The sequence below is a fragment of the Kitasatospora fiedleri genome (genome assembly GCF_948472415.1).
Taxonomy (GTDB): Bacteria; Actinomycetota; Actinomycetes; order Streptomycetales; family Streptomycetaceae; genus Kitasatospora; species Kitasatospora fiedleri.
Genome location: NZ_OX419519.1, coordinates 512,768 through 532,062 on the forward strand (window position 1 = coordinate 512,768; position 19,295 = coordinate 532,062).

General features: G+C 74.0%; 16 protein-coding genes and 3 pseudogenes. 8 read left to right on the forward strand and 11 right to left on the reverse strand.

The annotated features are described in order from the left end of the window. Positions 1 to 26: 26 nt before the first annotated feature. The 3 genes and pseudogenes from QMQ26_RS02710 to QMQ26_RS02720 form a co-directional block, all read right to left on the reverse strand. Positions 27 to 446, reverse strand: a complete 420-nt coding sequence (locus QMQ26_RS02710; protein ID WP_282204629.1) for a hypothetical protein — start codon at positions 444 to 446, stop codon at positions 27 to 29. Between the two features lie 32 nt (positions 447 to 478). Continuing rightward, positions 479 to 1,042, reverse strand: a complete 564-nt coding sequence (locus tag QMQ26_RS02715) for a hypothetical protein (protein WP_282204630.1) — start codon at positions 1,040 to 1,042, stop codon at positions 479 to 481. Next, positions 1,039 to 3,074, reverse strand: a pseudogene (locus QMQ26_RS02720) (ASPIC/UnbV domain-containing protein). Before QMQ26_RS02720 ends, QMQ26_RS02715 begins: the two are co-directional and overlap by 4 nt. Positions 3,075 to 3,366: 292 nt before the next feature. Between QMQ26_RS02720 and QMQ26_RS02730 the strand changes: the two are divergent. From QMQ26_RS02730 to QMQ26_RS02750, 5 genes are all read left to right on the forward strand, one after another. Continuing rightward, positions 3,367 to 4,914, forward strand: coding sequence for a GMC family oxidoreductase (locus tag QMQ26_RS02730; protein ID WP_282204633.1), 1,548 nt, complete (start codon positions 3,367 to 3,369; stop codon positions 4,912 to 4,914). 222 nt (positions 4,915 to 5,136) lie between these two features. Continuing rightward, positions 5,137 to 5,772: a carboxymuconolactone decarboxylase family protein gene (locus QMQ26_RS02735; protein ID WP_100834712.1), complete on the forward strand. Its 636-nt coding sequence runs from the start codon at positions 5,137 to 5,139 to the stop codon at positions 5,770 to 5,772. After that, positions 5,769 to 6,647 (forward strand): SDR family NAD(P)-dependent oxidoreductase, encoded by an 879-nt coding sequence (locus QMQ26_RS02740; protein ID WP_199846898.1) that lies wholly within the window; start codon positions 5,769 to 5,771, stop codon positions 6,645 to 6,647. Before QMQ26_RS02735 ends, QMQ26_RS02740 begins: the two co-directional genes overlap by 4 nt. 313 nt (positions 6,648 to 6,960) lie before the next feature. Then, positions 6,961 to 8,088: a carboxymuconolactone decarboxylase family protein gene (locus tag QMQ26_RS02745; protein WP_199846899.1), complete on the forward strand. Its 1,128-nt coding sequence runs from the start codon at positions 6,961 to 6,963 to the stop codon at positions 8,086 to 8,088. Positions 8,089 to 8,467: 379 nt separating this feature from the next. Then, positions 8,468 to 9,217: a helix-turn-helix transcriptional regulator gene (locus QMQ26_RS02750; RefSeq protein ID WP_282204634.1), complete on the forward strand. Its 750-nt coding sequence runs from the start codon at positions 8,468 to 8,470 to the stop codon at positions 9,215 to 9,217. Positions 9,218 to 9,421: 204 nt separating this feature from the next. Here the strand turns inward: QMQ26_RS02750 and QMQ26_RS02755 are convergent, their stop codons facing one another. The 6 genes and pseudogenes from QMQ26_RS02755 to QMQ26_RS02775 form a co-directional block, all read right to left on the reverse strand. Continuing rightward, a complete protein-coding gene (locus tag QMQ26_RS02755; RefSeq protein ID WP_282204635.1) occupies positions 9,422 to 10,213 on the reverse strand; it encodes a maleylpyruvate isomerase family mycothiol-dependent enzyme in 792 nt (263 codons plus the stop codon). A gap of 94 nt (positions 10,214 to 10,307) precedes the next feature. After that, a complete protein-coding gene (locus QMQ26_RS02760) occupies positions 10,308 to 11,399 on the reverse strand; it encodes an NAD-dependent epimerase/dehydratase family protein (RefSeq protein ID WP_282204636.1) in 1,092 nt (363 codons plus the stop codon). Next, positions 11,396 to 11,731: a hypothetical protein gene (locus tag QMQ26_RS02765; protein WP_282204637.1), complete on the reverse strand. Its 336-nt coding sequence runs from the start codon at positions 11,729 to 11,731 to the stop codon at positions 11,396 to 11,398. Before QMQ26_RS02765 ends, QMQ26_RS02760 begins: the two co-directional genes overlap by 4 nt. Before the next feature lie 66 nt (positions 11,732 to 11,797). Continuing rightward, positions 11,798 to 11,917: pseudogene (locus tag QMQ26_RS37885) on the reverse strand (AarF/UbiB family protein); the annotation flags it as partial. Positions 11,918 to 12,057: 140 nt separating this feature from the next. Then, a pseudogene (locus QMQ26_RS37890) lies at positions 12,058 to 12,567 on the reverse strand (AarF/UbiB family protein); the annotation flags it as partial. Positions 12,568 to 12,858: 291 nt separating this feature from the next. After that, on the reverse strand, positions 12,859 to 13,656 hold the full coding sequence (locus tag QMQ26_RS02775; protein WP_100834716.1) for a TIGR03084 family metal-binding protein: 798 nt from the start codon (positions 13,654 to 13,656) through the stop codon (positions 12,859 to 12,861). Positions 13,657 to 14,162: 506 nt separating this feature from the next. On the opposite strand from QMQ26_RS02775, the gene QMQ26_RS02780 reads away from it, so the two are divergent. After that, positions 14,163 to 14,882 carry a helix-turn-helix transcriptional regulator gene (locus QMQ26_RS02780; RefSeq protein ID WP_282204639.1) on the forward strand — a complete coding sequence of 240 codons (720 nt, stop codon included), beginning with the start codon at positions 14,163 to 14,165 and terminating at the stop codon, positions 14,880 to 14,882. Positions 14,883 to 15,189: 307 nt separating this feature from the next. Here QMQ26_RS02780 and QMQ26_RS02785 read toward each other — a convergent pair whose 3' ends face one another. Further along, complete coding sequence (locus tag QMQ26_RS02785) at positions 15,190 to 15,909, reverse strand: peroxiredoxin-like family protein (protein WP_282204640.1); 720 nt, start codon at positions 15,907 to 15,909, stop codon at positions 15,190 to 15,192. Positions 15,910 to 16,041: 132 nt separating this feature from the next. On the opposite strand from QMQ26_RS02785, the gene QMQ26_RS02790 reads away from it, so the two are divergent. After that, positions 16,042 to 16,635, forward strand: coding sequence for a TetR/AcrR family transcriptional regulator (locus tag QMQ26_RS02790; RefSeq protein WP_282204641.1), 594 nt, complete (start codon positions 16,042 to 16,044; stop codon positions 16,633 to 16,635). Between the two features lie 72 nt (positions 16,636 to 16,707). Here the strand turns inward: QMQ26_RS02790 and QMQ26_RS02795 are convergent, their stop codons facing one another. After that, the gene (locus QMQ26_RS02795) at positions 16,708 to 17,589 is read right to left on the reverse strand and encodes a helix-turn-helix transcriptional regulator (RefSeq protein WP_282204642.1); all 882 of its coding nucleotides are present in this window, start codon (positions 17,587 to 17,589) and stop codon (positions 16,708 to 16,710) included. 103 nt (positions 17,590 to 17,692) lie between these two features. On the opposite strand from QMQ26_RS02795, the gene QMQ26_RS02800 reads away from it, so the two are divergent. Further along, the gene (locus QMQ26_RS02800; protein WP_100834720.1) at positions 17,693 to 19,108 is read left to right on the forward strand and encodes an MFS transporter; all 1,416 of its coding nucleotides are present in this window, start codon (positions 17,693 to 17,695) and stop codon (positions 19,106 to 19,108) included. Positions 19,109 to 19,295 lie beyond the last annotated feature (187 nt).

The following is a 19,295-nucleotide window of genomic DNA, read 5'->3' on the forward strand; positions in this document are numbered from 1 at the left end:
CCGGGCCGGTCGTCCTGCGCCGTCGCTCACGCCGCCACCGCCTCGTTGCCCATGGGCCGCTCGGGCGCGCCCGACTGACCGGAGGGGACCTCGACCGGCCCGCCCCCCTGCTTGCGCCTGTTCCGGAAGTGCGCCACCCACCAGCCGGCGCCGCGCAGGCCGCAGACGATGGTGGTGGCGAAGAACAGCGTGTAGACGACGTTGAAGAGCATCAGCACGCCGTAGACCATGGCCACCGAGGAGCCGAACATGAACTGGTTGCGGCCCTTGGACGGGGTGGTGCCCGGGTCGGTGATCATGTAGTTGGTGTAGAGGACGAAGGCGACGCCGCTCATCGGGCCGAGCGCGGAGAAGATCGCCACGTCCCAGATCCAGTGCCGCAGCAGGGCCTGGATGACGAAGCCGCCGAGCCAGCCGACGATCAGCGGGACGCGCTTGGTGAGCATGGCGTTGATGACGGTGCCGGCGGTGGTGATGATCAGCGGGATGCCGATCCGGAAGAAGGTGTTGGCGTTCTCGGTGAACTCGTACGGCGGGCGATGCTGATCCAGGAGCCGAACAGCACCAGCGCCATGGTGATGCCGAAGTTCGACGGGTTCATGAAGTGCCGCATCCGGCCGTACACCGGGGCCTGGAGGACGTGCTTGGCGGCGACGCCGATGAACACGGCGAGCAGGATCGGCAGCAGCCGGTCGTTGGCGTAGAGCAGCATGTTCGCGGCGAGCGCGGTGATGTGCGAGGGCAGCAGGAACTCGTACAGGCCGCGCGGGCCGTTGCCGAGGAAGCGCGGGGTGCGCTGCTGCGCCCAGGCGCTGATCAGCTCCAGCACGATCTCGACCACGTAGCCGAACGGGGCGCAGATCAGCGGCCAGAGCCAGGGCTGTTCGAAGCCGAGCAGGGTGTAGCCGAAGATGTTGAAGACGCTCATCGAGAGGGCGAAGTTGCGCAGGGCGAGGTAGCGCGGGTCGCGGTTGGGCTGCTTCTTGGCGGCGTGGGGGCGCACGGCGCGGGTGGCCACGCCGGAGATGTCGGTCGCGGTCATCGGGCCGCCACCTCCTGGATGTCGTCGGTCAGCATGAGGGTGTGGCTCCCGCCGAGCTGCCGGGTCTCGGTGTGCAGGCCGCCGGCGTTGTCGCGCCAGGCGAGGTCGACGGTGACCGGGCCGCTCTGGGTGCCGAGGCCGAAGCGGACGTCGAAGCTGCGGAAGCCGCCGTGGCCGCCGCCGCCGTCCAGTTGGCCGATCTGCTTCCTGCCGTCGGGGGTGGTGACGCAGACGGTGGCGCCGTAGGCGGGGGTGCCGGTGGTGGCCAGGCCCGGGCCGGCGGTGGCGTCGGTCGCGGCGGCGTCGGTCGCGGTCGCGGCGGTGCCGGTCGCGGTGGTCGCGGTGTCGGTGGCCGGGCGGTACAGGCGCAGGGTCAGGTCGTGGCCGAGGTTCGCGGACTGGTTGGCGTAGAAGGCCGGCGGGCCCCACTGGCGGGCGATGGCGAAGTCCAGGGCGCCGGTGCCGGTGGTGTCGGCGGTGGCGATGCCGCGGGTCGGGATCGGCACGTCGAGGCCGAGCTGTTTGCTGATGTTGGCGAACTTGCCGCTGTCGGTGCGGGCGTAGAAGGCCATCGTCTCGTCGCCGGCCAGGTCGTCGCCGGGGCCGACGTTCGGCCAGAGCTTCGGGTTGGAGAGCAGGTCGTCGTTGGTCATGGCCATCTCCTGCAGCCAGGGCCAGCGGTCGATGTTCCCCTTGACGAAGCCGTCGGCCTGGAGGATGTCCTGCTGCCCGCTGTTGCGGAAGTCGCCCATCTTGGCGTCCCAGCCCCAGCCGGTCCAGGCGACGCCGTGGTCGGCGGCCTCCTGGGTGAACGGGGCGATCCGGTCGGTGAGCTTGCGCTTCATCTCGGCCGGGTCCTTGGCCTGGTTGATCCAGAGGAAGTTGCTCTCCTCCAGGCCCCAGGCGACGGTGATGTTGCTGACCATCATGTCGAAGCTGCCGTTGCCGTCGACGTCGCCGAAGTCGACGCCCATGCCCTTGAAGGAGCCCTTGCCGAGCACGAAGGACTTCGGGGTGGTCGGGGTGCGCTCGCCGGTGGCCTCCTCGAACCGGATGCGGCCCGGGGTGGAGACGTTGTGCAGCAGGTGGGCGTGGCCGAAGTCGTTGGCGATGTAGACCTCGGGCAGGGCGTCGCCGGTCAGGTCGGCGCCGGCGATGGCCAGCGTCCAGCCGGTGGAGGCGTCGAAGGCGATGGCGTCCTTCTCCTCGACGAACCGAGCGTCCGGTGCGGCGCCGGCGGTCGAGGAGTGGAAGCGCAGCACGTGGTCGCCGCCGGCGTTCTTCGCGCTGGACAGTGAGTCGTTCATCTGGACGTTGCGGATGCCCTGCGGGTCGAGCACGTCGGAGTCGGGGAAGTAGTTGCCGATGATGATCGACGGGTGGCCGCTGCCGTCCAGGTCGCCGACGTACGCGGCGTCGGTGTTCCAGCGCGGGCCGTGGTAGCGGCCGTCCAGGCTCTCCGAGGCGACCAGTTCGCGCGGCACGTACGACTCGGCGGCGGGTGCGGCGGCGTCGGCCCGGGCCATGAACAGGACGGGCGTGCGGCCCCAGTAGGTGACCAGGAAGTCGTTGCGGCCGTCGCCGTTGAAGTCGCCGGGGGTGCAGCCGGTGGGCGCCATGGTGTCGTCCATCGGCAGCGGCCTGCCGTCGAGCACGAACGGGGTGAACCGGTCGGCCTCGGGGCGGTCGGGGTCCAGGTGACCACGACGGAGTCGGTGCGGGTGTCGACGATGCACATGCCGTCGGCCAGGCCGTGGCCGGTGACGTCGTTGATGGCGATGCTGGCGCCGACCGAGGAGATCCAGGCCCGGATCTTCTCGTACGCCGGATTGACCTTGCGGATGGTGTTCATCGGCCGCGACTCGTAGCCCGGCGGCATCGCGATCGGGAGTTCCTTGAACCTGTAGGCCGCTGCCGCGTCATCACCACCGGCGACCGCCACCGAGGACCGGATGACGAAGAACATCGAGGCGGCCACCAGTACGGTGACCAACCCGGGTACGAGTCTGCGGAATCGTCGTCGTGGCGACATTTCAATTCCCTCCCGTGGATGACGGAGAATCGGCCGTCCGGGGCGGCTGCAAAAGAATTCTTCACCCATCCGCCGCTATCCCGCCGCCGAACCTGACACTTGAGGATGTCCCGGGCCGTCAAAGCGTGCTTCTCTGACGTTGCCGGGGTTCGGCCCGGCCGTTCGGCGCGACGGGGGCGGGGATTTCCCGGAGTACCGGAATGAGCATTCTCGGAGAAGACCCGGCGGCGGCCCGCTGCGAAACTCGGCTGAGATCGGCCTCTTCGAATCCCCGTCTGGCGAGGTTTAATCCATGGTGCACACGTATGACGTGATAGTCGTCGGGTCCGGTTCGGCCGGCGCGGCCCTCGCGGCCCGGTTGAGCGAGGACCCCGGCCGTTCGGTGCTCCTGCTGGAGGCCGGTCCGGACTTCCCCGACCGGGCCGACATCCCGCACGAGATCACCGACGGCAACGCGATGTCGATGCACGCCCACGACTGGCGCTTCCGCGCCGAGATCCTGGACGGCCGGCGGATCATCTTCCCGCGCGGGAAGATCGCCGGCGGCTCCTCCGCGGTCGGCGCGACGATCGCCCTGCGCGGCGTCCCGGAGAACTTCGAGCGGTGGGCGGCGGCCGGGAACCCGGCCTGGACGTACGAGCAGGTGCTGCCGTACTACCGCCGGCTGGAGGACGACCTGGACTTCTCCGACCGCTACCACGGCAGCGGCGGCCCGGTGCCGATCCGCCGCTTCACGCCCGCGGAGACCACGCCGCTGCAGACCGCCTTCACCGAGGCGAGCCTGGCGGCCGGGTTCCCCGAGGTCGCCGACCACAACCACCCCGAGGCCACCGGCATCGGCCCGATCCCGTCCAACCGCCGCGACCCGCGCTTCCGGGTCTCCAGCGCGATGGCCTACCTGACGCCCGAGGTGCGGGCGCGCCCCAACCTGGCGATCCGCGGCGGCGTCCTGGTGCACGAGGTGCTGTTCGACGGCGACCGCGCGACCGGCGTGCTGGCCGCGGCCGGCGGCGGGGTGCCGGAGGAACTGCGGGCGCGCAAGGTGGTGCTGTCCGCCGGCGCGGTCAACTCCCCGACGCTGCTGATGCGTTCGGGCATCGGCCCGGCCGGGGACCTGACCCGGCTGGGCATCCGGGTGCGGCTCGACCGGCCCGGCGTCGGCGCCCACCTCCAGGACCACCCGCGCACCGGCGTCTTCCTGCGGCCCAAGGACGGCGAGGTCTCCACCGACGTGCCGTTCCTGCAGACCATGGTGCGGACCACCTCCAAGGGCTCCGCGGACTTCAACGACCTGCAGTACTACATGGTCAACCACTTCGACCTGACGCTCTTCCCCGAGCTCCAGATGCTCGCCCAGGCGCCGATGATCTTCGGCGTGATGGTGGTGGACCAGCAGCCGGAGTCGGTGGGCCGGCTGCGGCTGGCCTCCACCGACCCGGCCGCCGGACCCGACATCCGGCTCGACTTCCTCTCCACCGACCGCGACCTGGAGAAGCTGGTCGAGGGCGTGCGCACCTGCTGGGAGCTGGCCAACCACCCCGGCATCGCCTCCCGCGGCGACGGCTACATCGTGCTGAGCGACCGGCTGGTCGAGAAGGACGCGATGGTCGAGCAGTACGTCCGCACCAGCCTGGACAGCGGCTACCACCCGGTCGGCACCGCCCGGATGGGCACCGCCGAGGACGAGGGCGCGGTGGTGGACCAGCGGCTGCGGGTGCACGGCGTCGAGGGGCTGTACGTGGCCGACGCCTCGGTCATGCCGCAGATCGTCAACTGCAACACCAACCTCACCTCGACCATGATCGGCGAGCGGCTGGCGGACTGGCTGCGCGCCGAGTGACCGACCCCGCACCGCGACGGCCGCCCCGCTCCCCCGGGGCGGCCGTCGCCGTTCCCGGGCCCGGCCCGCCCAGGGCAATCTGGGAGACGAGAGCCCGGGACCGTTCCTGCCACCATGGGAAAACCGCGCCGCCGCCCGCCGGGAATGCATTTCGCGCATTCCTCCGGCATTTCGGGGAATTCCGCCGGGCGGCCGCACCGTCGAAAGGGAGGGCGATCACCCATGACCGATCCGAACGTGCTGAGCACGGTCCGCGTCCCACTGGTCGAGGAGGCCGAGGCCGAGGGCCGCACGAAGGAGCTGTACGACGCGATCAAGTCGCGGATGGGCATCCCCTTCGTCCCGGACATGTTCCGGCTGGTCTCCAGCCGCCCGGACCTGCTGGAGGTGGTGATCGCCGGCTACGGCGGGGTCTTCAACGACGGGGTGCTGCCGCGCGCGACCCGCGAGATGATCTCCGCCTGGAGCTCCCGGGTCAACGGCTGCCCCTACTGCGTGGGCACCCACAACTGGTTCCTGGCCCAGTTCGGCGGCCCGCAGGAGCTGACCGACGCGATCGAGGGCGCCGCCTCGGTCGAGGAGCTGCCGATCGACGAGCGGACCAAGGTGCTGATGCGCCTGGTCACCAAGGTCGGCACCGGCGCCTTCCGGATCACCGACGAGGACTGGGCCGCCACCGAGGCGGCCGGCTGGAGCAACGGGGAGATGCTGGAGGCGGTCTTCACCGCCGCCCTGTTCGCCTTCATCAACCGCCTGGTGGACGGCCTGGGCCTGGGCAACTCGGTGTCCCGCAGCCGGATCGCCTCCCAGCCGGAGGACGCCACCGTCTCCGCCGAGCGCCTGGCGGAGGGCAGGTGAGCGGCCGCTCGCGGGCGATCCTGCTGACCGGCGCCTCCTCCAGCACCGGCATGTCCTCCGGCACCGGCCGGGCCGCCGCCCTGCGGCTGCACCGGGCCGGCCTGCCGGTCTACGCCACCGCCCGCCGCCCCGAGGCGCTGGCCGACCTGGCCGCCGAGGGCATCCGGGTGCTGCACCTGGACGTCAACGACGAGGAGTCGATGGCCGCCGCGGTGGAGAAGATCAGCGCCGAGCACGGCGCGGTCGGCACCCTGATCAACAACGCCGCGTACAGCCTCAACGGCACCATCGGGGAGACCCCGATCGACGAGGTGCGCAGCCAGTTCGAGACCAACCTGTTCGGGCTGTGCCGGCTGACCCAGCTGGTGCTGCCCGGGATGCGGGCGCAGGGCGGCGGCCGGGTGGTCATGATGTCGTCCATCTTCGGCCAGTTCGCCACCCCCGGCCGCGGCTACTACCAGGCCACCAAGCACGCCCTGGAGGCGGTCAGCGACTCGCTGCGCCTGGAGGTGGCCCGGGACGGCATCAAGGTGGTGCTGATCGAGCCGTCCCCGGTGCTCGGCGGGTTCGTGCCGACCTCGGTCGCCGACCTCGGCATGACCGGGCAGGAGCGGACCGGCCTGTACGACGAGTTCTGGCAGTACTTCGTCGACTGGCACGGCGCCTACCGGGAGACCGAGAACCCCACCGGCCGCGGCCGGATGGCGGTGCGCGCGGAGACCGTGGCGAAGGTGATCGAGAAGGCCGTCACCAGCGACCGCCCCCGCATCCGCTACCGGATCGGGATGCCGTCCCGGCTGCTGCCGCGGATGCGCTGGACCATCGGCGACGCGTTCTTCGAGCGCTTCGTCCGGGCGTTCTTCCCGATCCCCTAGGCCGCGCCCGCCCCGGGCCCGGCCGGTCCTGCCCCGGGCCCGGCCGGTGCCGGCCCGGCGCCGGCCGGTCCTCGCCGCTCCGGCCCGCCCCGGCCCGCTCCGGGGCGGGCCGCGGGGTTCGACCGGCCCGGGCCGGGGCACAGCGCAAGGACGGAGAAGGAAGGACCCGCTCCGAATGCCACGATCGGGTGGAGCACCGACGGAAGAGACCCACGCACGAGGTCGACGAGCCGAAGGAGGACTCGCGGATGCCTGCGGGTGACGAGGCAGCGGCACACCCCGGCGGCCCGCGGGCCGGATCGGGGACGAACCCGTGAGCGGCGGACGGCGCCTCGTCCAGGCGCCGCTCCGGGGGCTCTCCCTGCTCCAGGTCCGGCACCTGTCGACCGTCGGGTTCGGCGAGGCCGCCGGCGACACCGCCCGGGTCTACCGGGAGCTGGAACGGGACTTCGGGGTGCTGGCCCCGCCGGTGGCGCTGCACGCCCCGGTGCCGGAACTGCTCGCCGCGTCCTGGACGACGCTGCGCGAGACGATGCTGGTCGCGGGGCGCGCCCCGCGGACGGCCAAGGAGGCGGTCGCGGCGGCCGTCTCGGCGGACAACCGCTGCCCGTTCTGCACCACCGTGCACGGCACCATGCTCGACTCGCTCTCGCTGCGCCCGCTGCCGGGCCGCCGGGACGGTGCCGGACGGCCGGAACGGGACGGCGGGCGGCCCGGCCCGGACGGCTCGCGGCCGGAGCCGGACGGCGGGCGTCCCGGGTCGGACGGCGGGCGACCCGGCCCGGACGCCGAGCGGCTGACCGCGTGGATCACCACCGGGGGCGCGCCGCCGTTCCCGCCCGAGCTGCTCCCGGAACTGGCCGGGACGGCGCTCTGCCTGCAGTACCTCAACCGCGTGGTCAACGTCTTCCTGGGCCCGCACCCGCTGCCGCCGAACGCCCCCGTGCGGGCGCTCGGGCCGGTGATGCGGGTGCTGGTCGGCCTGATGCGCGGCTCCGCCCGGGCGGACGCCGCGCCGGGCGCCTCGCTGTCGCTGCTGCCGCCGGCGCCGCTGCCGCCGGACCTGGCCTGGGCCGCGGCCGACCCGCGGATCGCCGACGCGCTGGCCCGCAGCGCGGCGGCCGTCGACCGGGTCGGCACCGCCCTGCTGCCCGCCCGGGTCCGGGCGGTGGTGGCCGAGGCGCTGGCCCGCTGGGACGGCGCCGACCCCGGCCTCGGCCGGGCCTGGCTGGACGCGCCACTGGCGGAACTCCCGCCGGGCGAACGCCCGGTGGGCGAACTCGCGCTGCTCACCGCGCTGGCCTCCTACCGGGTCGACGACCGGGCGGTCGCCGCCGCCCGGCAGGCCGGCGCGGGCGACCGGGAGATCCTCGCCGCCTGCGCCTGGGCGAGCGAACGGGCGGCCCGGCGCCGGGTCGGACAGCTGCTGTCCGACGGCTGAACCGGGCACCCGACCACCGGTCCGCACCGCCCGTCCACCGATCCGTACCGACCGTCCACCGCACCGAGCGCCGAACCGAGCACCGACCGACCGCCGGACGGATTTCCCGGTACCCGGGAATTCCGGCGGTCGGGCCGCGGGACCCGCTCGGCCCGGCGGTTTCTCCACGCGCCGGGAGGCGCGGTCCCACCGATGTCCGCACCCCCGGGTCCGCCTCCGGAGAACGGCACCGAACCGGCCGGAGGAGAGCTTTCGGATTCCTTCGGATTCCCCCGGAATTCTCCGGATTCCCCGGAGTTTCCCGGGCCGCCCCCCCCGAACCCGTCGACGAACTTGGAGAGACGCTGTGCAGATCGCTGTTGAACGCGCGATAGCGACCATGTGGGACAGATACGAGGAGCCGCTCTCGCTGGACGAGATCGCGAACACCGCGATCCTCAGCAAGTTCTACTTCTCCCGGGTGTTCCGCAATCTCACCGGCACCTCGCCGGGGCGGTTCCTCTCCGCCGTCCGCCTGCACCAGGCGAAGACCATGCTGCTGGAGACCGACTTCAGCGTCACCGAGATCTCCTACCGCGTCGGGTACAACAGCCTGGGCACCTTCACCAGCCGCTTCACCCGCAGCGTCAGCCTCTCCCCGGCCCGCTACCGGGCGCTGGCCCGGGCCGGGCTGACCGAGGGCGCCGGCACCGCGCAGCCGGGCGGCGAGCGCCGCAGCTGCACGGTGCAGGGCAGCATCCGCTCGCCGGAGACCGGCTGTGCGGTGCGGATCTACATCGGCGCGTTCCGCGAGCCCATCGTGCAGGGCCGACCGGTGGCCTGCGAGGTCCTGGACGGGCCCGGCCCGTTCACGCTGCGGGTGCCGGAGGGCGTCTGGTTCCTCCGGGCGGCGGTGGTCGCCGCGAGCGACTTCCCGGCGCCGCCGTGGGAGCGGCGTCCGCTGCTGGTCGCCTCGGGCCCCGAGCTGACCGTGCGGCACGGTCACGAGAACGCGCCGGTCCGGCTGGTCGCCCGTCCGCTCACCGCGCTGGACCTGCCGATCCTGCTGGCCCTGCCGGGGCTGGACTCCCCGCAGCGCCCCGGGCCGGACGGCACCGCGCTGCGGGTGCCCTCCCTGACGGGGAGGTGAGGGCCGACGGGGAGGTGCGGGCTGACCGGCCGGTGCGAGCCGACCGGGCGGTGCGGGCCGACCGGGACGCGAGGGGCCGCCGCGCGGCGAGAGGGGCGGGACCGCCGGACAGCGGTCCCGCCCCTCCGTCGTGCGCGCCCCCCTCCGGCGCGCACCCTCCCCCGCGCCGCGCCCTCCGCCGCGCCGCGGGTGGTCCCGTCCCGCTCAGCGTCCGACGAGCGGCTCCACCTCGGCCGCGGGCGGCGCGAACGGGCCCCAGGCGAACGCCTGCGCCCACTTCCCGGCCGGTTCGCCGGACCACTCCAGGTCCTCGATCTGCGGCCGGGTGCGGCGGCCGGTCAGCGAGCGGAACACGTCCACCGCCGACCCGCGCACGGTCGCGGCGGGGTCGCCCTCGCCCACCACCCAGGCCCGCCCGGGGGTCTCGATCCGCAGCGCCGGCAGCCCGCCGCCGTGCACCGCCAGGCCGAAGCCCATGGTGGACAGGTCCAGCGCGCCGTCGAAGGCGGGGTGGGCGGTCGGCTCGGCGGGCACGTCCAGGCCCAGCCGCAGGTCCAGCTCGTGCGAGAACACGTCGAGCAGCAGGATGCGTCGGCGCAGCTCCGGGGTGCGTTCCAGGGCCGCGGGCAGTGCGCCGTCCAACTCCTCCCAGCGGTCGAGCAGTTCGGCCGTCGGAGCGCCGGTCAGCGGGGCCAGGTCGATCTGGCTGTCCTCCAGGGCGACGAAGGACTCGCAGATGTGCACCAGGTGCCCGATCAGGTCCCGCACGCTCCAGTCCGGACAGGCGGGCACCCCGACGGCGGCCGGGTCCGGCAGCCCGGACGCCAGGCCGGCGATCGCCGCCCGGCTGCGCCGGTAGGCCGCGAGCTGCTCGGCGGGGTCGTGCGGGGCCGGGGCGGGCGAGGACGAGGCGTGCAGGGTCGGGGCGGGCGGGATCGGGGCGGGCGGGGTCTGGGCGGGCACGGGTGCGTCCTGCTGGGTCGGTTCCGCTGTCACGGTCGTCTCCTCGGAGTGGGGGTGGGGCGGCAGGGGCGGACACCGGAGTGGGCGCGGGGGCGGACGGCGGGGCGGGCGCGGTGCTGCGCCGCCGTCACGGTCCGGTCCGTTCGGCCGCCGAGCCCGCCTGACGGTACGTCAGAAGACCCGTCCGGTACAGCCAGTGGGCGGTTTCGGCCATCGTCTCCTCGACCGGGCGGGGCGCCGGGCCGCCGAGGGGAGCGGCCGGGGCGACGGGCGCGGCGTGGACGCAGGTGTAGGCGGCGCCGTACTCGGCCGGGATGTGCCAGGGCCACCAGCGCTGGAGGAGGTCGGCGAGCCGGGCGGCCGGGAGCATCGCCCGGCCGGGCAGCCGGACGGCGGGCAGGGCGCGGCCGGTGGCCGTGCGCAGGGCCGCCAGGTAGTCGGCGGTGGTGAGGTAGCGGTGGGGGGTGAAGACCCGGTCGGGGGTGTCGGGGGCGGTCGCGGTGGCGAGGGCGGCCAGCGCGGCGGCGGTGTCGCGCACGTCGCCGAGCGGGAAGCCGCCGGTGGGCCAGAGCGGCATCAGGCCGCGCAGGGTGTCGCGCAGCCGTCCGGTCTGGTCGCCGAGCCCGGGGTCGTGCGGGCCGAGCAGGGCGGGCGGGTAGGCGATCCGCACCGGGGCGCCCCCGTCCCGCAGCCGCCGGGCGATCCGTTCGCACTCCGCCTTGCTGGCCAGGTAGGGCTCGGCCGGGCGTCCGACGGGGCTGTCGGCGCGCAGTTCGGGGTCGGCGCTGGGGATCAGCGCGCCGACGGTCGACACGTGCACCACCGCCCCGGCGCCGGAGCGGACCGCGGCCCGCAGCACGGTCTCGGTGCCGAGCACGTTGGTGCGGGCGATGTCGGCGCGGCGGCGGCGGTCGAAGGAGTAGACCGAGGCGAGGTGGAGCACCGCGTCCGCGCCCGCGCACAGCCGGGCCGCCGCGGCCGGGTCGGTGGCGTCGCCGGTGACGGTCCGGACGGTGTCCGGGTGGACGCCGAGCGGGCCGAGCGCGGGGGCCGTCCGGGCCGGGTCGCGGACCAGCAGCCGGACCCGGGCCCCGGCGGCGGTGAGGGCGGCGACGGTGTGCGCGCCGAGGAAGCCGGTGCCCCCGGTGACGGCGACCAGCGGGCCGGCCGCTCCCCCGGCCCGTCCGGCGGGGCCGGTGCCCGGCTCCGCGGGGCTCACGCCCGGTCCTGCGGGGTGCGGGCGGCGTCCAGCTCGACGTCCTTGGCGAAGGAGGCCATCAGCACCGGGACGGCCTCGGCCTGGAAGTCGACCTCGGAGTCGAACTCCTTGATCATCCCTTCCAGCACCAGCAGCGACAGCAGCGGGAAGGCGAACTCCGCGGCGGCGAACACCCCGAAGTCGCGCTGGAGCTTGAACAGCCGGGGGGCGAACGCGGCCAGCTCGAAGTCCTTGGAGAGCGCCCCGAAGGCCTCGTCCACCAGCGCGGTCACCGCGGTCCGGAAGCCCTCGCGGTCGAGGTCGGCGGGCAGCCGGGCGGCGCTCGCCAGCACGATGTCGGCGCACCTGGGGCCGTTGCCCTGCGCCATGTTGAGGAAGAAGCCCGCGAAGGAGCGCCGGACCGGGTCGGGCAGTTGCACCACGAACCCGGCGTCCAGGACGACCACCCGGCCCTCGCCGTCCAGGCAGAGGTTGCCGGGGTGCAGGTCGCAGTGGACCAGGCCGTCGACGAAGAGCATCCGGTAGACGGCCCGGAGCACGTCGCGGACCACTTCCCGGCGGCGTTCGGGGTCATGCCCAGCGGCCGGAAGCGGCCGAGGCCGGGGACGAACTCCATGGTGAGCACGCCGGGTGCGCACAGGCCCTCGACGGGGGCCGGGATGCGCAGGTCGGTGTGGCCGCCGAGGTTGGCGCGCAGCAGGAGCAGCGCATCGCGCTCGGCGGTGAAGTCGAGCTGGTGCAGGACGGCGCCGCCGAGCTGGCCGATCATCTCCTCGGCGGGCAGGTCGCGCATGCCGGGCAGGACGCGTCCGGCCCGGGCGCCGAGCAGGGCCAGCCGCAGGTCGGCCTCCAGGACCGGACGGATGCCGTGCCGCTGCACCTTGACGGCGACCTCGGTCCCGTCGGCGAGCCGGGCCCGGTGGACGCTGGCGATGCTGCCGCAGGCCACCGGCTCCCAGTCGAACTCGGCGAAGGCGTCGGTGAGTCCGGCCCCGGCGAGGGTGCGGGCCACCGCGGCGCGGCGCGGCGGGCGCACCTCGTCGGCCAGTTCGGCCAGCGCGTCGCACCAGCGTTCGGGGAGCAGGTCGCGGCGGGTGCTGACCAGTTGTCCGGCCTTGACGAAGAACGGGCCGAGCGCGGTCAGCAGCCGCGGCGTCCGGTCGGCCATCCGGGCCCGACCGCGGCGGGTGGCCAGCAGCGGCAGGGCGGCGATCAGGTGTCCGGCGATGATGGCGGTGGTGGCGCAGGCCCGGCCGATCAGCAGCCACCCACGCGTGCGTCGTTCCGGCACGGTGCCTCCAGGTCCCTCGTGGCGGGTGGGCCGTACCGGGGTCCGTCTTCGCACCCCCGGCGCGGCCCCGCGGTGTCCGGTGCGTGCCGGGTGCCGTGGGGCGGGCGGGGGTTCGACGACGGGCCCCGGGGCCCGACAGCGAGGAAACCAGGCCGCCGGCCGGGCCTGCTATCCGCGATATTGCCCAATGCGCGCGCGGCCCCCGCCGGGCGGGCCGGGGTGGGTCTGGGCGATGCCCAGCCAGTGGTCGGCGGCGGCGCCGACGGCGCTCAGCGCGAGGTCGTCGCGGTGCCGGCGCCGGGTGACGAGCAGGCAGAAGTCGGCGGCGGGGCCGCTGATCCGCTGGTCGGCCTGCTCGGGGCCGAAGGCCCAGGAGGTGCCGGAGGGGGCGGTCAGCTCGAACCGGAACGGCTCGGCGGGCGGCTCCAGGCCGCGGACCCGGTAGGCGAGGTCCCTGGTCCTGGTGCCGAGGAAGGCGACGTGCCCGATCCGGTCGGTGAAGCGGTACGGGACGCCCAGGGCGTCGTGGACGTCCTGGCCGTGGGCGAACAGCTCCGTCAGCGCGACCGCGGCGAGCACGCCGACCGGCAGCGGGTCGGCCAGCCAGGGCACCGTCCGGTGCCGGTCCGCGGCGGCGAGCCCCCGCTCGGCGGCGGCCCGCCACTCGGCCCAGTGCCGCAGCAGCTCGGGGACGGGCTCGGCGAGGTGCCGGGCGAGCAGGGCCGCCATGCCGGCCTCGAAGTCCGCCCGGACGGGGGCGCTCTCGTCCGCGAAGGCGGCCGGGTCGCGCACCGCGAGGTCGACCAGCCGGGCGACGAGCGCCAGGTGCGCGACCTGGTGCCGGACCGTCCAGCCCGCGGCCGGGGTCGGCGCGGACCACCGGCCGGGCGGCAGGCCGGAGACCAGCCGGGCGAGTGCGGACCCCTCCGCCGCCAGGTCGGCGCGGACGTCCTGCATTGCGGTCATGTCAGCATTCCCTTCCCCGGTGAAGCGCGTTCAATCCGGTCCCGCGTTCATTTTCCGGGGACGCCCCGGGGCGGGCTTCTCCGTGCGTGCCGCCGGTAGTCGGCGGCGGGCGTTCGGGGGCGTATAGGGCACCGCCGGCGGTGGCTGAATTCCGCCGCTTGACCCAGACCGCAATCCAGGAGGTGCAATAGTCACGCATTGGCAAAACGATGTGTCTGGACCAAAGCCGGCCGAGTGCTTCGCGGCCGGTTCCGACGAGCGGTTCCGACGGGCCGGGGAGGAACGTGCCGAATAAGGGAGCCCCCGGGCCGTCCGGCCCCCGAGGCGCCAGTTCAGCGCGGACCGGGCCACCCCGTCCGCCCCGCACCCGGGGCGGTTCTGCCGTGTCCCCGTCAAGGTCCGAGCCGGACCACCGATCCAAGGCAAGGCGAGCGAGCGGACAACGAGCCCAGGTGAGGGATATCCGAATGTCGATTGCGGCGGCAATAGAGCGGAGCATAGGAACGATGTGGCAGAATCATGCAGATCCGATTTCCCTTGAGGAACTGGCCGAAATCGCTTCCTACAGCAAATTCCACTACTCCCGGATCTTCAACCAGTTGACCGGAACCTCGCCCGGCCGATTCCTCACCGCGATCCGCATCTTCATGGCCAAGCAGCATTTACTGGAGACGCAGGACAGTGTCACCGACATCACCTACCGGGTGGGCTACAACAGCCTGGGCACCTTCACCAGCCGCTTCACCCGCAGCGTCGGCGTCTCGCCGACCCGCTACCGCGCGCTGGCCCAGGACGACGACCTGCCGCCGCTCGTCCCACCGACCGCCCGCGCCGGGCACAGCCTGTCCTCCGTCACCGGGCAGCTGCACTTCCCCTTCGAGGTCGGCCCGGTCCGGGTCTACGTGGGCGCGTTCAACACCCCGATCGTGGAGGGCTACCCGCAGGCCTGCGACATCCTGGACGAGGCCCGGCCGTTCCACCTGCACGTCCCCGACGGGCTGTGGTTCATCCGGGCGGCGGCCGTGGCCACGGACGACGCCTTCCCCCGGCACCAGATCCGTCCGCCCAGACTCGTCGGCTCGGGCTGGGCGGTCAGAGCCAGGGGCGGGCGGGCCTACAGCACCGACGTCCAGTTGCGCGAGGTGACCCGGCTCGACCTGCCGATCCTGCTGGCCCTTCCGGAGCTGGACGGGGCCAGGCGCCTGAGCCGGGCCGGCACCCGCTAGAAACCACCGGACCGGTCGAACAATCACCCGGTGCCCGCCGGTTCCCCCCGTCCCGCCTCCCCGGTACCGTCCGGACACGACCGGAATCCCCGCCCCCGGTTCCCGGCACTCCGGAATGGCCTCGACGCACACTCCGTCGACCGGGCCGCCGGCCGGCCCCGCGGGCACTCGGCCGGGGCTTCCCGACCGAGTGCCCGATCACCCGGAGTTCGCCTCCGGATGCGGTCGGTCGCCGCCGGTAGGACGTGGACGATGCGACGGCGGCCGGCCGATCGCGCCGATCGGCCCCGCCGATCGCTCCCGCCGGTCAGTCCCGTCCGCCCGGCCCCTCCGCCTCCTGCGGCCCGTCGAGGCCGTCGAACTTGTCGAGCCCGTCGAGCCCGTCGAGCCCGTCGAGCGCCGCCAGGACGTCGGCCGGCTCGGCGCGGGCGGTGTAGTCGGCGTCGACGAAGGCCCAGCGGATCGTGCCCGCGCGGTCGATGACGTAGGTCGCCGGGATCGGCAGGGTGCGCGGGTGGCCCGCGTGGGAGCGGTCCAGGTCGATGCCGACCCGGACGTAGACGGCCGCGAGGTCCTCCGGCAGGTCGAAGGCGAGGCCGTACCGCCGGGCGGTGTCGCAGCCGAGGTCGCTCAGCACCTCGAAGTCCAGCCCGTTCTTCTCGGCCTGCGACAGCGACTCGTCCGGGATCTGCGGCGAGACGGCCACCAGCCGGGCGCCGCGGGCCGCGATGGCCGCGTGGTGCTGCTGGAGCGCGCGCAGGGCGATGTTGCAGTAGGGGCACCAGGCGCCCCGGTAGAAGGTCAGCACGACCGGGCCGTCGGCCAGCAGGGCGGCCAGGTCGACGCTCCGGCCGGTGGCCGAGGGCAGGGTGAAGGACGGCGCCCGCGCCCCGGCGGCCAGCGCCCGGTCGGCCTGCCCGGAGGCGGCCAGCTCCCGGGTCGCCCGCTGCATCACCTCGCTCACCTCGGTGGGCAGTTGCTCCTGGCGGCGCTCGTAGAAGGCGCGCAGTTCGGCGTTGACGCTCATCGGTCCCCTCCCGCGGTCATCCCCGTGGTCATCCTGGAACAGCCGTTCCAAGATAGCGGCAGGGGCGCTCCCCCGGTCAAGGGCGGACCCGGATATCTTGGAACCGACGGTTCGAGACGGGGTGGTGGGAACATGGCGGACGTCAAGCACTTCGATCCGGACGCGGCGCTCGACACCGTGATGCGCCTGTTCTGGCGGCAGGGCGTGACCGCCACCGGCATCCAGGACATCGTCAACGCCACCGGCCTCAACCGCTCCAGCCTGTACGCCACGTTCGGCGGCAAGCAGGAGCTCTACCGCGCCGCGCTCCAGCGCTACGCCCGGGAGCGCTCCCGGCTGCTGCTCCGCCCGCTGGAGGAGGGCGACCGCGGCCTGCCGGCCGTCCGCGAGTTCTTCGCCGGGCTGGTCGAGACCCGCTGCACCGGCGAGTTCGCCCGGTGGGGCTGCATGTTCTCCAACGCCCACGCGGGCAGCGAGAACGCCGACCCCGCGGTGCGCGCCGTCCTCGACCGGCAGCACCAGCGGCTGCGCACCGCCCTGCACACCGCCCTGGTGTCGGCGCAGCGGCAGCACCAGCTCGCCGCGCACACCGACCCGGGCCCGGCCGCCGACGTCCTGGCCCTGCTGGCCCACGGGGTGAACCTGCGCTCCCGCGCCGGGGCGGACGCCCGACAGTTGCAGGCCACCGTCACCGCGGCCATCACCGCGGTGGCCCGCCCCGCCTGACGGACCGTCACCGGGTCTCTTCCGCCGGGGAGTTCAGCCCGGGAGTTCAGCCGGTGAGTTCGGCCGGGGAGTTCAGGAGACGGCGACCCGGTGGTCCGCGCGGCCCGCGGTCAGCGCGCCCAGCAGGCGCAGCGCCGTCTCGGACGGGGAGCCCGGCTCGACGGTGAAGGCCACCACCATGAGCTCCGGCTGCTCGGTCCGCAGGACCTCCTGGAAGAGGGTGAGCTCCCCCACCTGCGGGTGGCGCAGCACGTTGGTGAACGAGTCGCAGTTGGCCACCGAGTGGTCCTCCCACAGGGCGGCGAACTCCGTTCCGGAGGACAGCAGTTCACCGACCAGCGCGCGGACCCGGCCGTCGGCCGGGAACCGGGCCGCCACCATCCGCAGGTGCGCGACCACCGAGCGGGCCTTGCCCTCCCAGTCGGCGAACAGCGCCCGGGTCGGCGGGTCGAGGAAGATCATCCGGGTCATGTTGGGCAGCCCCTCGTGCCCCGCGCGGTCGTCCCGGTCGTCGCGGTCCCCGTGGTGCGCGCCGAACACCGCGCGTGCCAGCGGGTTCCAGGCCAGCACGTCGGAGGTCGGGGAGAGCACCATGACCGGCACGTCGCCCATCATCGCCATCAACCGCTGCAACCCGTCCGGGAGTTGGCGGGCCACCCGGGCGGCGCAGCCGGCCGCCGCGCGGTTGGGGCGGGCCAGCGCGAGCAGGTGGGCCCGCTCGGCGTCGTCCAGGCGCAGCGCCCGGGCCAGCGAGTCGAGGACGGCGTCGGAGACGTTCTGCCCCAACCCCTGCTCCAGCCGGGCGTAGTAGGAGGCGCTGACCCCGGCCAGCTGGGCGAGCTCCTCCCGGCGCAGCCCCGGGACGCGGCGGCGCCCCCCGTAGCTCCCGAGCGCGGTGTCCGCCGGATGCAGCCTGGCACGACGGGACTTGAGGAATTTCCCGAGCTCATCCATGCGTCTCATTATGCTGAAAGTCGCACTGCCAAGCCTAGCCTTCGCAGTGGGACGAACAGCAGGTGTCTGGCTAGCCGGCGGGTGATCTCCCACGCTTGCTGGCATGACCACGATTCCCGACCCGCGGAACCGCATGAGCACCCGGCTCAGACTGACCCTGTTCGTGCTGCTGGGCGCGCAGTTCATGCTGTCCGTCGACTTCTCGATCCTCAACGTCGCGCTCCCCCAGATCGGTTCCGGGGTCGGGATATCCTCCGACGACCTGCCGTGGGTGGCGTCGGCCTACGCGCTGCCGGCCGCCGGCTTCACCCTGCTGTTCGGCCGGATCGCCGACCTATTCGGCCGCCGCCGGCTCTTCCTCGCGGGCATCACGCTGCTCACCGTGGCCTCGGTGCTCGGCGGCGTCTCGGACAGCGGCGGCCCGCTGCTGACCGCGCGCGTCCTGCAGGGTCTGTCGACCGCGATGGCCGCCCCGGCCGCGCTGTCCCTGCTGACCACCTCGTTCTCCGAGGGCGCGATGCGGGAGCGGGTGCTGGGCCTGAACGGCGCGCTGCTGTCCGGCGGGTTCACGGTGGGCGCCCTGGTCGGCGGCACCCTGGTCGGGCTGCTCAGCTGGCGCTGGGCCTTCCTGATCAACGTCCCGGTGGCCGTCGCCATCCTGATCGCGACGCCGCGGCTGATCGCCGACAGCCGGGCCCCGGAGAAGGTCCGGCTCGACGTGCCCGGCGCCGTCTCGGTGACGGCCGGCCTGCTCGCGTTCACCTACGGCATCATCGGCAAGAACCTGCTGGTCGCCGCCGTCGGCGTGGTGCTGCTCGGCGTGTTCTGGGCGATCGAGCTGCGCGCGCCCGCGCCGCTCGCCTCGGTGCGCATCCTCAAGCGCCCCACCGTGAAGTGGGGCAACTTCGCCGGGCTCGTCGTCTTCGCGATGGAGAGCGCGCTGATCTTCCTGATGACGCTGTACCTCCAGGACGTGCTGCACTTCGCCCCGCTGACCACCGGCCTGATCTTCGGCGTCCCCGGGCTCGCGGCGGTGGCCGCCGGTGTCATCGCGGGCCGGGTGATCGGCCGCTTCGGCACCCGGGCCGTACTGACCGTCGGCCTGTCGGTGCAGGGGCTGGCCACCGCGCCGCTGGTCCTGCTCGGCACCGACCGGGTCATGCTGGCGGTGCTGCTGCCCGCCCTGTTCATCAGCTTCTTCGGGCACGTGACCTCGATCGTCGCCTACACCGTGACCGCGACCTCCGGCCTGCCGGACTCCGAGCAGGGGCTGGCGACCGGCCTCGCCGCGCTCAGCCAGCAGGTGGCGGCCACCATCGGCATCCCGATCCTCAGCGCCGTCGCGGCCTCCCGCGCCGTGCAGCTGGACGGCATCCGGCTCGCGCTCGGCGTCGACGTGATCGTCACGCTCCTCGCGGTGGGCCTGGTGTGGGTGGGCCTGCGCCCCCGCGCCGAGGCGCCGCCCGCGACCGCGGCCGACCCCCGGGTCGAGGTCGAGGAGCAGCCCGCGGGCCGCTGACCGGCCTTACGGGGCCGGCCCGACCGGTCCGACGGGCCGGTGCACGGCGGGCCGACGGGCCGGTGCACGGCGGGCCGACGGGCCGGTGCACGGCGGGCCGACGGGCCGGTGCACGGCGGGCCGACGGGCCGGTGCACGGCGGGCCGACCCGCCGCGGGAAAAGACGGCACCCACGGAGAAGAAGGTC

What these genes read in the sequence shown, in the direction of transcription:
- QMQ26_RS02710 (WP_282204629.1), bottom strand. Translation starts at nt 446, where the DNA reads ATGCTCACCAAGCGCGTCCCGCTGATCGTCGGCTGGCTCGGCGGCTTC.
- QMQ26_RS02715 (WP_282204630.1), bottom strand. Translation starts at nt 1,042, where the DNA reads ATGACCGCGACCGACATCTCCGGCGTGGCCACCCGCGCCGTGCGCCCC.
- QMQ26_RS02730 (WP_282204633.1), top strand. Translation starts at nt 3,367, where the DNA reads ATGGTGCACACGTATGACGTGATAGTCGTCGGGTCCGGTTCGGCCGGC.
- QMQ26_RS02735 (WP_100834712.1), top strand. Translation starts at nt 5,137, where the DNA reads ATGACCGATCCGAACGTGCTGAGCACGGTCCGCGTCCCACTGGTCGAG.
- QMQ26_RS02750 (WP_282204634.1), top strand. Translation starts at nt 8,468, where the DNA reads ATGTGGGACAGATACGAGGAGCCGCTCTCGCTGGACGAGATCGCGAAC.
- QMQ26_RS02775 (WP_100834716.1), bottom strand. Translation starts at nt 13,656, where the DNA reads ATGACCGCAATGCAGGACGTCCGCGCCGACCTGGCGGCGGAGGGGTCC.
- QMQ26_RS02780 (WP_282204639.1), top strand. Translation starts at nt 14,163, where the DNA reads ATGTGGCAGAATCATGCAGATCCGATTTCCCTTGAGGAACTGGCCGAA.
- QMQ26_RS02785 (WP_282204640.1), bottom strand. Translation starts at nt 15,909, where the DNA reads ATGAGCGTCAACGCCGAACTGCGCGCCTTCTACGAGCGCCGCCAGGAG.
- QMQ26_RS02790 (WP_282204641.1), top strand. Translation starts at nt 16,042, where the DNA reads ATGGCGGACGTCAAGCACTTCGATCCGGACGCGGCGCTCGACACCGTG.
- QMQ26_RS02795 (WP_282204642.1), bottom strand. Translation starts at nt 17,589, where the DNA reads ATGGATGAGCTCGGGAAATTCCTCAAGTCCCGTCGTGCCAGGCTGCAT.
- QMQ26_RS02800 (WP_100834720.1), top strand. Translation starts at nt 17,693, where the DNA reads ATGACCACGATTCCCGACCCGCGGAACCGCATGAGCACCCGGCTCAGA.